Origin of the sequence: Nocardioides donggukensis, assembly GCF_014842875.1 — a bacterium.
Classification (GTDB): Bacteria; Actinomycetota; Actinomycetes; order Propionibacteriales; family Nocardioidaceae; genus Nocardioides; species Nocardioides donggukensis.
Map to the genome: position 1 here is coordinate 20,718 of NZ_JACYXZ010000003.1, position 12,982 is coordinate 33,699.

The 12,982-nt window shown below is 72.0% G+C and carries 13 protein-coding genes; 6 read left to right on the top strand and 7 right to left on the bottom strand.

Translation table 11 applies throughout. From position 1 onward, the window contains the following. Nucleotides 1-42: 42 nt before the first annotated feature. A complete protein-coding gene (hrcA, locus tag IE331_RS10350) occupies nucleotides 43-1,065 on the bottom strand; it encodes a heat-inducible transcriptional repressor HrcA (RefSeq protein WP_192143282.1) in 1,023 nt (340 codons plus the stop codon). Between the two features lie 76 nt (nucleotides 1,066-1,141). On the opposite strand from hrcA, the gene IE331_RS10355 reads away from it, so the two are divergent. The 4 genes from IE331_RS10355 (at nucleotide 1,142) to IE331_RS10370 (ending at nucleotide 3,692) form a co-directional block, all read left to right on the top strand. Continuing rightward, nucleotides 1,142-1,984, top strand: coding sequence for an MBL fold metallo-hydrolase (locus IE331_RS10355; protein ID WP_192143284.1), 843 nt, complete (start codon nucleotides 1,142-1,144; stop codon nucleotides 1,982-1,984). 91 nt (nucleotides 1,985-2,075) lie between these two features. Beyond that, nucleotides 2,076-2,348, top strand: coding sequence for a hypothetical protein (locus tag IE331_RS10360; RefSeq protein WP_192143286.1), 273 nt, complete (start codon nucleotides 2,076-2,078; stop codon nucleotides 2,346-2,348). A 50-nt stretch (nucleotides 2,349-2,398) separates the two neighbouring features. After that, on the top strand, nucleotides 2,399-3,250 hold the full coding sequence (locus IE331_RS10365; RefSeq protein ID WP_192143288.1) for a DUF3097 domain-containing protein: 852 nt from the start codon (nucleotides 2,399-2,401) through the stop codon (nucleotides 3,248-3,250). A gap of 4 nt (nucleotides 3,251-3,254) precedes the next feature. Next, a complete protein-coding gene (locus IE331_RS10370; RefSeq protein WP_201931584.1) occupies nucleotides 3,255-3,692 on the top strand; it encodes a DUF4870 domain-containing protein in 438 nt (145 codons plus the stop codon). 3 nt (nucleotides 3,693-3,695) lie between these two features. On the opposite strand, the gene hemW is transcribed toward IE331_RS10370, so the two are convergent. The 5 genes from hemW to lepA all read right to left on the bottom strand — a co-directional run bounded on the left by hemW (nucleotide 3,696) and on the right by lepA (nucleotide 10,436). Then, nucleotides 3,696-4,907: a radical SAM family heme chaperone HemW gene (gene hemW / locus IE331_RS10375; protein WP_192143290.1), complete on the bottom strand. Its 1,212-nt coding sequence runs from the start codon at nucleotides 4,905-4,907 to the stop codon at nucleotides 3,696-3,698. Between the two features lie 74 nt (nucleotides 4,908-4,981). Beyond that, entirely contained in the window at nucleotides 4,982-6,802 is a 1,821-nt protein-coding gene (locus IE331_RS10380) for an AMP-dependent synthetase/ligase (RefSeq protein ID WP_192143292.1), read from the bottom strand. Between the two features lie 132 nt (nucleotides 6,803-6,934). Next, nucleotides 6,935-7,975, bottom strand: a complete 1,041-nt coding sequence (locus tag IE331_RS10385) for a DNA topoisomerase IB (RefSeq protein WP_192143294.1) — start codon at nucleotides 7,973-7,975, stop codon at nucleotides 6,935-6,937. Nucleotides 7,976-7,985: 10 nt separating this feature from the next. Continuing rightward, nucleotides 7,986-8,474 carry a hypothetical protein gene (locus IE331_RS10390; RefSeq protein ID WP_192143296.1) on the bottom strand — a complete coding sequence of 163 codons (489 nt, stop codon included), beginning with the start codon at nucleotides 8,472-8,474 and terminating at the stop codon, nucleotides 7,986-7,988. Nucleotides 8,475-8,564: 90 nt separating this feature from the next. Next, on the bottom strand, nucleotides 8,565-10,436 hold the full coding sequence (gene lepA, locus IE331_RS10395; RefSeq protein ID WP_318646811.1) for a translation elongation factor 4: 1,872 nt from the start codon (nucleotides 10,434-10,436) through the stop codon (nucleotides 8,565-8,567). Between the two features lie 97 nt (nucleotides 10,437-10,533). Here lepA and IE331_RS10400 point away from each other — a divergent pair, with 97 nt between their 5' ends. Continuing rightward, nucleotides 10,534-11,472, top strand: coding sequence for a phosphotransferase (locus IE331_RS10400; protein WP_192143300.1), 939 nt, complete (start codon nucleotides 10,534-10,536; stop codon nucleotides 11,470-11,472). A 158-nt stretch (nucleotides 11,473-11,630) separates the two neighbouring features. Continuing rightward, nucleotides 11,631-11,891 (top strand): 30S ribosomal protein S20, encoded by a 261-nt coding sequence (rpsT, locus tag IE331_RS10405; protein ID WP_192143302.1) that lies wholly within the window; start codon nucleotides 11,631-11,633, stop codon nucleotides 11,889-11,891. A gap of 84 nt (nucleotides 11,892-11,975) precedes the next feature. Here rpsT and holA read toward each other — a convergent pair whose 3' ends face one another. After that, complete coding sequence (gene holA, locus IE331_RS10410; protein ID WP_192143304.1) at nucleotides 11,976-12,959, bottom strand: DNA polymerase III subunit delta; 984 nt, start codon at nucleotides 12,957-12,959, stop codon at nucleotides 11,976-11,978. Nucleotides 12,960-12,982: the final 23 nt, after the last annotated feature.

Below are 12,982 nucleotides of genomic sequence, written 5' to 3' on the forward strand. Positions count from 1 at the left end.
TCGCTGGCTGTGGCTGGCTGTCGCTGGTGCTGCTCGGCCCGGTCAGGCCTCGTCGAGGATCCGGGAGACGTAGCGGGCCACCGCCCGCACCGCCGCCATCGTCCCGGGGTAGTCCATGCGGGTCGGCCCGACGATCCCCAGGGTCGCCAGCGCCTGCTCGCCGGGACCGTAGCCGGTGGCGACCACGCTCGTCGTCGCCAGCTCCTGGTAGGGGCCCTCGTGCCCGATCCGCACCGTCAGGGCGCCCGCGCTGCTGGCCTCGCCGAGCAGCTTGAGGAGCACGACATGCTCCTCGAGCGCCTCGAGCAGCGGCCGGATCGTGGTGTCGAAGCCCTCCCCGAAGCGGGTCAGGTTGGCGGTGCCGCCGACCGCCACCCGCTCGTCGGAGCGGTGGTCGGACACGGCCTCCACCAGCGCGGCCGCCACCAGCCGGGCCGCCCCGTCGGTGGCCTCGGGGAGCCCGTCGCCCACGTCGGCGAGGCGGCTGCCGGCATCGGCGATCAGCTGGCCGGCGGCAGCACGGTTCATGCGCAGCCGCAGGTCGGCCAGGGCGTCCTCACCGAGCTCGTCGGGCAGCTCGACGAGCCGCTGCTCCACCCGACCGGTGCTGAGGATGACCACCAGCAGCAGACGGGTGGGCGTGATCGCCACCAGCTCGACGTGCCGGACCGTGCTGCGGCTCAGGGTGGGGTACTGGACGACGGCGACCTGCCGGGTGAGCTGCGAGAGCATCCGGACACTGCGCTGGACGACGTCGTCGAGGTCGACGGCGCCGTCGAGGAACGAGGCGATCGCCCGCCGCTCGGCAGGGGTCATCGGCTTCACCGTGGTCAGCCGGTCAACGAAGAGCCGGTAGCCCTTATCGGTGGGCACCCGGCCGGCGCTGGTGTGCGGCTGGGTGATGAAGCCCTCGTCCTCGAGCGCGGCCATGTCGTTGCGCACGGTGGCCGGCGAGACGCCCAGCTGGTGCCTCTCGACGAGGGACTTGGAGCCGACCGGCTCCTCGGTGGAGACGTAGTCCTCGATGATCGCCCGCAGCACTGCGAGCCGGCGGTCCTCGACCATGTCTCCTCCTGTCTGCGTCGGGCTGCAGCGTCTGGCACTCCGCTCAGCGGAGTGCCAATCCTACTAGTCTGCCCCCATGACGGCATTTCGTGAGGTCTCCGACCGGGTCTGGGTGGCCCGGCACACGTGGTTCGACCTCAACATCGCAGTGATCGCCGGCACCGAGGGGCTGCTCGTCGTCGACACCCACGCATCCGCCTCCGCGGCCCGGGCCGTGCTGGAGCAGGTCCGGACCCTGTCCCCGTTGCCAGTGGCGGCGGTGGTCAACACCCACGAGCACTTCGACCACACCTTCGGCAACGGGGTGATCGGGGCCGGGGTCCCGGTCTACGCCCACGAGACGGCGGCCGCCAACACGGTGCCGGCGGGCGAGCGGGCCAAGCGGGCCTACGCGGCCGAGCCGGAGGACCCGCACGCCGGGGAGGTGGCCGAGACCGAGATCGTGCCCGCCGACCGGACCTTCTCCTCGGCTGTGTCCCTCGACCTCGGGGAGCGCCCCGTCGAGCTGGTCCACCCGGGCCTCGGGCACACGGCCGGGGACGTCGTCGTACGCGTGCCCGACGCCGACGTCCTGCTCGCCGGCGACCTGGTCGAGGAGTCGGCCACCCCCGGCTTCGGGCCGGACTGCCACCCGATGGAGTGGCCGCTCACGCTCGACCTGGTCAGCGCGCTGCTGACCGAGGACTCGGTGGTGGTCCCGGGGCACGGGGCGGTGGTCGACCGCGACTTCGCGCTCGAGCAGCGCGCCGCGATCGGCGGGGTCGCCGAGACCATCCGGGACCTCGCGGGCCGCGGCGTACCCGTGGACGCGGCCCTGGCCTCCGCCGAGTGGCCGTTTCCCGTCGAGGACCTCGCCGACGCCGTCCGCCGCGGCTACCAGGCCCTCCCCCGCTCCGCCCGCTCCCTCCCCCTCCTCTGACCTCCCTCCCCTCCCCTCCGGATAGTCCACGAAGTTCGAGTCGCCCCAGCGGTCTCTGGGGGACTCGAACTTCGTGGACTATCGTCCAGGGATGACGAGTGCGAGCGGGGAGCAGGAGCAGAGTAGGGAGCAGGGCGGGGACGGGGCTGCCGAGGGGATCGGCGACGACCGGCTGCCGGAGGACCTGGTGGCCGGCGAGGACAACCCGCTGGCCGAGCCGCTGCCGGAGGGCGAGTCGGCCGACCTCGGCATCCCGGAGCCCGGCGGCGAGCCGGACGGCGGCGAGGCAGGCGGCGAGGCAGGCGACACGGGCGGCGGTGCAGACAGCACCCCGGATGGCGACACGGGCGGCGAACCGGGCTGACCTCGGCGCGGCGGCGCCACCGGCGGGCGGACCGCGCCTAGCGTTGCGGGGTGCCTTCCCCGAACGACCGCTACGGCTCCGACGTCCTCGCCACCGACTGGCGCGCCCCGCGACGCGGTCGGGCCGTCGAGGCACCGGCCGACCTGGGGCAGGTCGTCGAGGAGGTCACCACCGACTGGTGCGGCGAGATCGTCGCCGTCGACCGCGACCTGCACACCCTCACGCTCGAGGACCGACGCGGGACCCGCCGCACGTTCCCGCTGGGCGCCGGCTTCCTGCTCGAAGGCCGACCGGTCATCCTCACCGCCCCGGTCCGAGCGGCGGCACCGACCCGGCCCACGCGTACGGCGTCGGGGTCGGTCGCGGTCCAGGGCAGCACCGCGCGGGTCGCCCGGGCCAGCCGGATCTTCGTCGAGGGACGGCACGACGCCGAGCTGGTCGAGCGGGTCTGGGGTGACGACCTGCGGATCGAGGGCGTGGTGGTGGAGTACCTCGGCGGCGTGGACGACCTCGCCGAGCACCTGCGCGACTTCCGCCCCGGACCCCAGCGCCGGGTGGGCGTGCTGGTCGACCACCTCGTGGCCGGGTCCAAGGAGAGCCGGATCGCGGAGGGCATCGCCCGCAGCCCCGTGGGCGCACACGTCCTCGTCGTCGGTCACCCGTTCATCGACATCTGGGCCGCGGTGAAGCCGGCCCGTCTCGGCATCGCCCGCTGGCCGGAGGTGCCGCGCAGCATCGAGTGGAAGAAGGGCGTGTGCCAGCAGCTGGGCTGGCCGCACCGCGACCAGACCGACATCGCCCGCGCCTGGCAGCACATTCTCGGACGGGTCGAGTCGTACGCCGACCTGGAGCCGGCCCTGCTCGGTAGGGTCGAGGAACTGATCGACTTCGTGACAGGGTGATGACATGAGCTATCCACCGGCAGGACCGTCCCCCTGGGAGCAGTCCGGACCCGAGCCCGGGGACCAGCCCGGCGCGCTCACCTCCGAGGACCGGACGTGGGCGCTGACCGCGCACATCGGCTCGCTGGTCGCGGCCTGGTTCGCGTTCGGCTTCCTCGCGCCGCTCGTCGTGCTGCTCGTGCAGGGCGGGAAGTCGCCGTTCGTCCGCCGGCACGCGGTGGAGTCGCTCAACTTCCAGCTCTCGCTGCTGATCTACATCGTCGTCGGCGGCATCGCCGCGTTCCTGCTCACGCTGGTCACGCTCGGCCTGGCCCTGGTCGTGATCATCCCGCTGGCGATCGCCATCGCCATCGGCGCGCTGGTCGTGGTCATCCTGGCCACGGTCCGGGCCAGCAACGGCGAGGACTACCGCTACCCCCTGACGATCCGGATCGTCAGCTGAGCCTCACGGCAGCAGCGATCGCACCACCGCGTCGGCCAGCAGTCGGCCGCGCAGCGTCAGCACCAGGCGGTCCCCGACCTCGGTGACCAGGCCGTCCGCGACCAGCCCGGGCACGGCTGCGCGCCCGGCGTCGTCGAGCACGGCCCGCTCCAGTCCCGCGCTGAGGCGGATCTCCAGCAGCACCCGCTCCACGCGGCGGGTCTCCTCGTCGAGCAGCTCCCGCGCCTGCGCCGGGCTCTCGCCGCGTGCCAGCCGACGAGCGTGCGCGGCGGGGTGCTTGACGTTCCAGAACCGCACCCCGCCGACGTGCGAGTGCGCCCCCGGGCCCACGCCCCACCAGTCGGCTCCCTGCCAGTAGAGCAGGTTGTGCCGGCACCGGGCGGCCGGGTCGCGTGCCCAGTTCGACACCTCGTACCACCCCAGTCCGGCACCGGCGAGTGCCTCGTCGGCCGCGACGTACTTGTCCGCCAGGTCGTCGTCGTCGGTCATCGGCACCTCCCCGCGGCGGACCTGCCGGGCCAGCGCCGTGCCCTCCTCGACGATCAGCGCGTAGGCGCTGACGTGGTCCGGATCGCTCGCGAGTGCCGCGTCCAGCGAGATCCGCCAGTCGGCGAGGCTCTCCCCCGGTGTGCCGTAGATGAGGTCGAGGCTGACCTGGTCGAAGCCGGCGGCCCGAGCCCAGTCGACGGCGGCCGGCACCCGCGCCGGGTCGTGGGTGCGGTCGAGGGTCCGCAGCACGTGCGGCACCGCCGACTGCATCCCGAACGACACCCGGTTCAGCCCGCCGGCGCGCAGCACCTCGAGGTCGGGCGCGCTGACGCTGTCCGGGTTGGCCTCGGTGGTGACCTCGACGTCGTCCGCGAGGCCGAACTCGTCCGAGATCGCGGCCAGCACCGCCGTCAGGTCGCCCGGCGGCAGCAGCGTCGGCGTGCCCCCGCCGAAGAACACGGTCCGCACCGGGAGGTCCACCTCCCCGAGCACCCGCCGGGCCAGGCGGACCTCCGCGACCGCGGTCTCGACGTACGACGCCCGCGACGCCCCGCCGCCCAGCTCCTCGGCGGTGTAGGTGTTGAAGTCGCAGTAGCCGCAGCGCGTCGCGCAGAACGGCACGTGCACGTAGAACCCGAAGGGCCGGTCGCCGAGGCCGGCCGACGCGGACTCCGGCAGCGTGCCGTCGGTCGGAGCCGGGTCACCGGCGGGCAGGGCTGAGGGCACGCCCCCATCCAATCACCAGCCGGACGCGGGAACGGGTGCCGGTGGCGAGCACCGGCACCCGTTCGCGTGGCTGCTCAGGCGTAGAGCGAGTCGATGAGCTCCTTGTTCTGCTCCTCGACGACCTTGCGCTTGACCTTCATCGACGGCGTCAGCTCCCCGGACTCGACGGTGAGGTCGTGGTCGAGGATCTCGTGCTTCTTGATCGTCTCCCAGCGGTTCAGGCGGGCGTTGAGCTGGTCGACGTACCCGGCGATCATCGTCTGCATCGCCTCCGACCGCACCACCTCGGCGTAGCTCTTGTCGGCCATCCCGTTGGCCTCCGCCCAGCCGGTCACCTGGTCGGGGTCCAGGGTGATCAGCGCCACGCAGTAGTTGCGCTCGCTGCCGTGCACCAGGAACTGGCTGACGTACGGGCAGATCGCCTTGAACTGCGACTCGATCGCGGACGGGGCGATGTACTTCCCACCCGAGGTCTTGAACAGGTCCTTCTTGCGGTCAGTGATCTTGAGGAACCCGTCGGAGTCGACCTCGCCGATGTCCCCGGTGCGCAGCCACCCGTCCTCGGTGAGCGTCTCGGCGGTCTGCTCGGGCAGGTTGTGGTAGCCCTCCATCACGCCGGGACCCTTGATCAGCACCTCGCCGTCCTCGGCGATCTTCACCTCGGAGCCGGCCACGATGTGGCCGACCGAGCCGAACTTGTACTGGTCGGGGTGGTTGACGAACGACCCGGCCGAGGTCTCGGTGAGCCCGTAGCCCTCGAGGATGAGGATGCCCGCGGCGTGGAACCACTCCGCGACCTCGCGGTTCAGCGCCGCCGCGCCCGAGATGAAGAACCGGACCCGGCCACCGAAGCGGTCCCGGATCTTCGTGAACACCAGCTTGTCGAAGACGGCGTGCTGGAGCTTGAGCGGCAACGGGACGCTCTTGCCCTCGCGCTTGAGCCGGTCCACCTCGAGGCCGACCTCGAAGGCCTTCTTGAAGAGCTTCTCCTTCGCTCCCCCCTCGGCGGCCTGCATGGTCACGATCCGGCCGTGCGCCTTCTCGAAGATCCGCGGGGCGGCTCCCATGAACGTGGGCTTCACGACGGCGAGGTTGTCGATGATCAGCTCGATCCGGCCGTCGACCGCGGTGGCGAAGCCGCAGGCCATCTGGGTCGAGAGCAGCACCTTGCCGAACGAGTGCGCCATCGGCAGCCACAGGAACTGCAGGTCGTCCTCGCTGAGGATGTCCTGCGCCCGGATCGCCTCGCCCTCGTAGACCCACGAGCGGTGCCGCAGTCGGACGCCCTTGGGCCGCCCGGTGGTGCCGGAGGTGTAGATCAGCGTGGCCAGCTGGTCGGGCTGGATGGCCTCCGCGTGGTCCGTGACCGCGGTCGGGTTGTCGGCGAGGTAGCCGTCCCCGAGCGCCGACAGCTCGTCCATGCCGATGACCCAGTCGCCGTCGGCGCTGCCGGCGAACGTGACGACCTTCGCGACGTGCGGGATCTCGGCCTTCTGCTCCACGAGCTTGGCGATCTGGCTGTCGTCCTCCGCGAACACGATGCGGCACTCGGAGTCGCTGAGGATGTACGCCGTGTCCTCGGCGTTGGTGGACGGGTAGACCGTCGTCGTCGCGGCACCGGCGCACATGATTGCGAGGTCGCCGAGGATCCACTCGTAGCGGGTGCCCGACACGATCCCCACTCGCTGCTCCGGCTCGATGCCCAGGGCCATCAGACCGGCTGCCAGGCGGGTGACCTGGTCGCCGACCTCGCGCCAGGTGACCGACTCCCACGTGTCCCCGACGGGATAGCGGTAGGCCTCCCGGGGGCCGGACTTGTCGACTCGCTCGAGGAACTGCACCGCGACGTTGCGCGGCATCGTCTCCACGAAGGATGCATCGTTGTTGATGGGCATGGGGCTCCTGCTTCTCGCCTCGGCTCACAGCCGTCAGATCGGGCTGATGACTTGGCAGTAACCTAGATCACGCGGGCCGCGCGCGCACGTGGTCCTGCTCACAGATCGGGCGCGTCGAGGTGGTCCGAGGCCTCACGCAGCCCCGCGCCGCGTCCGTCGAGCCGCCGAGGACGGCGCGTCGGACAGCATCCGCAGCACGGCCCGCTCCAGCGCGGCCCGACGCGACTCGGGGGTCCGGTGCCGGCGCCGCGTGGTGGCCTCGATCGTCACCCCGTCCTCGTAGAGGTCGATGACGCGGGGGTCGACGTAGGAGCTCTTCGCGATCGCCGGGGTGTTCCCGAGGAACTCGGCCACCTCGACCATGGCCTGCCGCACGGCACGCTTCCGGGACGCCGCGCTCTGCCCCGTCTCGTCGCTCTCGGCCAACGACGCCGCGGCGAGCACCGTTGCGTGCCAGGTGCGGAAGTCCTTCGCGGTGATCTCCTCGCCGACGCTCTCCCGGAGGTAGTCGTTGACGTCGGAGGCGTCGAGGTCGACCCAGCGCCGGTCCCGCTTGAAGGCCATCAGCCGATCGCTGCCGCCCCGACGGCGGCGCAGGGTCTCCACCGCTGCCACCGCCAGGGGGTCGTCGACCTCGATCCGGTGGTCGATGCCCGACTTGCCGACGAACTCGAAGACCAGCGTCGAGCCGGTCCGGGTGACGTGCCGGCGCTCCAGTGTGGTCAGGCCGAACGAGCCACCCTCCTCGAAGGCGTCCCCGCCGATCCGGAAGCAGCCCAGGTCGAGCAGGCGTACGGCGGTCGCGGCGGACCGCTCGAGCGGCATGCCCTCACCGGTCAGGTGCTCCTCGAGGGCGTTCCTGGCCGCGGGGAGCCGGCGGGCCGCCCGCGCGACCCGCTCGAACTTCAGCTCGTCCTGCTGGATCCGCCACTGGGGGTGGTAAAGGTACTGCCGGCGGCCGGCCTCGTCGACGCCCACGGCCTGCAGGTGGGCGTTTGGGTGGGGCGAGATCCACACCTCGCGCCATGCCGGCGGAATCACCAGCTCCTTGGCGCGGGCGACGTCGGCATCGGGCAGCCGCTCCCCGTGCCGGTCGAGGTAGACGAAACCGCGGCCGGCCCGGCGCCGGGTCCACCCGGGCGAGTTCGGCGACACGGTGCGCAGCCGCACCACGCCTCGGTGCCTAGCCGGTGAAGGGCAGCGCGTCGACGGCGCTCTCGCCCGCGTGCGCCACCTTCTTGCGCGCCTTCCGGCCGGCCCGACGCGCCCCGGCGATCAGCCCCTGGGCGGTGATCGTGACCCCGGCGGCGGCCAGCCAGACGTCCTTGGCGATCGCGGTCCCCTGCTGGGTGGGCCGGATGCTGCCCTCCTGCCGGAGCCCGGGGACGTTGACGTAGAGCCCCAGCAGCCCGGCGCCGAAGCCGGTCAGCGCCGCCCCGGCCACCACCGGGGACACCGTCGGCGCCAGCAGCACCGCACCCAGGGCGATCTCGCCGCCGGCCAGGGCACGGGTGAAGTCCTTGGGCCTGACCTTGCCCAGGGCGGGGTAGGCGGTGCTCGCCATCCCGTGCAGTCCCTCGGCGGTCTCGTCGTCCGCGCCGAGCTTGGTGATGCCCGAGTTGAGGATGAAGGCTCCGGTGGCGAGCCGGAGCGGCACGTGGGTCAGGTGCATGGGATTCCTCCGTTGCGATGGGGACGTCGCTCCCACCCTAGCCACGGCCCCGGTACGTCGCGGGGCCCGGCCGCACGGCCGCGTCCTCGGCTACTTCTTCGGCTTCTCCGCACTCGGTGCGTTGGACAGGGCCGCGATGAACGCCTCCTGGGGGACCTCGACCCGGCCCACCATCTTCATCCGCTTCTTGCCCTCCTTCTGCTTCTCCAGCAGCTTCCGCTTGCGGGTGATGTCGCCGCCGTAGCACTTGGCGAGCACGTCCTTGCGGATCGCCCGGATGGTCTCGCGGGCGATGATCCGGGCGCCGATGGCCGCCTGGATCGGCACCTCGAACTGCTGCCGCGGGATCAGGTCCTTGAGCTTCCCGGCCAGCATCACGCCGTACGAGTAGGCGGCGTCACGGTGCACGATCGCCGAGAAGGCGTCGACGGTCTCGCCCTGCAGCAGGATGTCGACCTTCACCAGGTCGGCCGCCTGCTCGCCGGTCACCTCGTAGTCCAGGGAGGCGTAGCCCTTGGTCCGCGACTTCAGCTGGTCGAAGAAGTCGAAGACGATGTCGGCCATCGGCAGCGTGTAGCGCATCTCCACCCGGTCCTCGGAGAGGTAGTCCATCCCCCCGAGCTGACCGCGCTTGGCCTGGCACAGCTCCATGATCGTGCCGATGTAGTCGCTGGGGCTGAGGATGGTGGCCTTGACCACCGGCTCGCGCACCTCCGCGATCTTGCCCTCGGGGTACTCGCTCGGGTTCGTGACCTCGTGGACGCTGCCGTCCTCCATCGTCACCTGGTAGACGACGTTGGGTGCGGTCGAGATCAGGTCGAGGTCGAACTCCCGCTCGAGCCGGTCCCGCGTGATCTCCATGTGCAGCAGTCCCAGGAAGCCGCAGCGGAAGCCGAAGCCCAGCGCGCCAGAGGTCTCGGGCTCGTAGGCCAGGGCCGCGTCGTTGAGCTGCAGCTTGTCGAGGGCGTCGCGCAGGGTCGGGTAGTCGTCGCCGTCGATGGGGTAGAGCCCCGCGAAGACCATCGGGTTCGGGTGCTTGTAGCCGCCCAGCGGCTCGGCCGCCCCGCCGTGCTGCGAGGTCACGGTGTCGCCGACCCGGGACTGGCGCACGTCCTTCACCCCGGTGATCAGGTAGCCGACCTCGCCGACCCCGATCTCGCCGGCCTTGACCGGCTCGGGGCTGATCACCCCGACCTCGAGCATCTCGTGCACCGCACCGGTCGACATCATCTTGATCCGGTCCCGGTGGCTGAGCTTGCCGTCGACGACCCGGACGTAGGTGACCACGCCCCGGTAGGTGTCGTAGACCGAGTCGAAGATCAGCGCCCGGGCCGGCGCGTCGGCGTCGCCCACGGGCGCCGGGGTCTGCTTGACGATCTCGTTGAGGACCTTCTCCACGCCGAGACCGGTCTTGGCCGACACCTGGAGGACGTCGTCGGGGTCGCAGCCGATGATGCCGGCCAGCTCGGCGGCGTACTTCTCGGGCTGCGCGGACGGCAGGTCGATCTTGTTGAGGACCGGGATGATGTGCAGGTCGGCGCCCAGCGCCAGGTAGAGGTTCGCGAGGGTCTGCGCCTCGATGCCCTGGGCGGCGTCCACCAGCAGGATCGCGGCCTCGCACGCCTCGAGCGAGCGGGACACCTCGTAGGTGAAGTCGACGTGGCCCGGGGTGTCGATCATGTTCAGCACGTAGTCGCCGGGCTCCGCGCCCTCGTCGTTGCCCTCGGCCACCGTCCACGGCATCCGGACGGCCTGGCTCTTGATCGTGATGCCGCGCTCGCGCTCGATGTCCATCCGGTCGAGGTACTGCGCCCGGGCGGCCCGCTCGTCCACGACCCCCGTCAGCTGCAGCATCCGGTCGGCCAGCGTCGACTTGCCGTGGTCGATGTGGGCGATGATGCAGAAGTTGCGGAGGATCGCGGGGTCGGTATGCCCCGGAGGGGGCGCGCTCTTCGAGGACACAGGTGGCTTTCGGGACGACGACTGAGGGTCGGGCCATTGTTCCACGGGGCGGCACGGCGACCCGATTCGGTGAGGGCCATGCGCGAGGATGCGGCCCATGACCATCCAGCCGGTGCCCACCGGCAAGACCGCCCGTCGCCTCGAGTGGCAGTTCCTGCCCGTCCACATCCGTCGGCTCGTCGAGCAGCGGTGCGGCTCGCCGGTCGTCGAGGCCGACTCGCAGACCGGCGGCTTCACCCCCGGGTTCGCCTCGGTGCTCACCTGCGAGGACGGGTCCCGCCACTTCGTGAAGGCGGCATCGGTGAAGGCGCAGCGGATGTTCGCCGAGTCCTACCGGGAGGAGGCCCGCAAGCTCGCGGCCCTGCCGGCCGGCGTCCCGGCCCCCCGGCTCCTGTGGCGGCACGAGACGGACTGGGTGGTGCTCGGCATCGAGTACGTCGCCGCCCGGCTGCCGCACCGACCCTGGCAGGACGCCGACCTCGACGCCACGCTCGACGCACTGGAGACCGTCGCCGACCGGTTGACCCCGCCTCCGGCCGCGCTGGAGCTGGACAGCTTCGCCGAGGAGTTCGGCGAGCTGGTGGGCCACTGGGACCACGTCCGCGCCGCGCTCCCCGACCTGCCGCACCTGGCGGACGCGGCCGCCCTCGCCGCCGGCTTCGCCGAGGTCACCGAGGGGTCCACCCTGGTGCACACCGACGTCCGCGACGACAACGTGCTCGTCGACGAGTCCGGTCGGGCCTGGCTGTGCGACTGGAACTGGCCGGTGCTCGGCGCCGCCTGGCTGGACACCCTCTTCGCGCTGATCGGCCCGTGCGGTGACGGTCACGACGTGGACGAGGTGCTCGCGCGGCGCCGGCTCACCCGGGACGTGCCGGACGAGCACGTGGACACGGTGCTGGCGCTGCTGGCCGGCTACTTCTTCCGCCAGCGGGACCTGCCGGTGCCCCCCACGTCGCCGTGGCTGCGGGCGCACCAGTCCTGGCAGGGCGAGGTCGTCTGGTCGTGGCTGTGCCGACGCCGGGGCTGGGTCTGACCCGCGGGGCGCGATCCCCCACGGCCCCCGCACGAATTTGGGCGGCCACCGGCCGCGCTGATAGTCTCTCCGCTTGTGTGTCTGGCGCCGCGCGCCGGCACACCACCGAACCAGCAGCAATCCATCCGGCACCAGCGAGAACGTAGAGGCGCAGCGTAGTGGCGAACATCAAGTCCCAGATCAAGCGCAACCGGCAGAACGAGGTTGCCCACGAGCGCAACAAGGCCGTGAAGACGGGTCTGCGCTCCGCTGTGCGCAAGTTCCGCGAGCTCGCCGCCTCCGGCGACAAGGACGCGGCCCAGGCCGCCGCCCGCGACGCGACCAAGAAGCTCGACAAGGCCGCCTCCAAGGGCGTCATCCACAAGAACCAGGCTGCCAACCGCAAGTCGGCGATCAGCAAGCAGGCCTCCTCGCTCTGAGCGTCCAGACCTGAGCAGCAGCGAAGGCGTCGTCCCCGGTCGGGGGCGGCGCCTTCTGCGTGTCCTGGCTCGTGTCCGGACGGGTCAGCGCTGGTCGCGGAGCCCGGCGACCGTGAGCACCAGCCGCTCCAGGGTGTAGGCGGCGTCGTGCGCGGCACCCTTGATGTCGGCGTCGGCCTGGGCGATCGCGCCGATGGCGGCGCCGAGCCCCTCGGCACTCCAGGAGCGGGACTGGTCGCGGAGCGCGCGCAGCTTCCAAGGGGGTACGCCGACCTCCCGGGCCAGGTCTGCCTCACGCATCCCGCGCGGCGCGGACACGTAGCGGGCCAGGCCGCGGACACCGGTCGCGAACGCCGAGGTGACCAGCACCGGCGCGGTGCCCCCGTCGAGCGCCCAGCGCAGTTCCTCCAGCGCCTCCGGCCGGCGGCCGAGGAACGCGGCGTCGGCCACCGCGAACGACTTCGCCTCGGCCCGTCCCCCGAAGTAGCGCCGGACCTTGTCGGAGTCGAGCGTGCTGCCCGGGTGGTCGCTGACCAGCTGGTGGGCGGCCGCCGCGAGCGAGCGCAGGTCCTGGCCCACCGCCTGCACGAGCAGGTCGGCCGCCTGCTCGTCGATGCGGGACCCGTGCGAGCGCACCTCGGCGACCACGAACCGCGGGAACTCCGACCACTTCACCGCGGCCGACTTCTGCTCGGTCACCCCGGCCGCCTTGCGCAGCTTGGCCAGCACCCCCGAGCCCTTCTGGCCGCCGGAGTGCACCAGCACCAGGGCGACGTCCTCGGCCGGCGCCGCGCAGTAGCCCAGCACCCCCTCGACCGACTCCTCGGGAAGGTTCTCCAGGCTCCGCACCACGACGCACCTGGTCGTGGAGAACAGCGACGGTGCGGCCATCTCCCCGAGCGTGGCCAGGGACAGGTCCGCCGCCCCGGCCTCGGAGAACTCCGCCTCCGGGTCGTGCCCGCGGACCGCTGCCCGGACTCCGGCCACGGTGCGCTCGTTGAGGAACTCCTCGGGACCGGTCACCAGCGTGACCCGTCCCAGCACGTCTGCAGCTCGCGGTCCGGCCATGGTGGGACCAGCCTGCCACACGG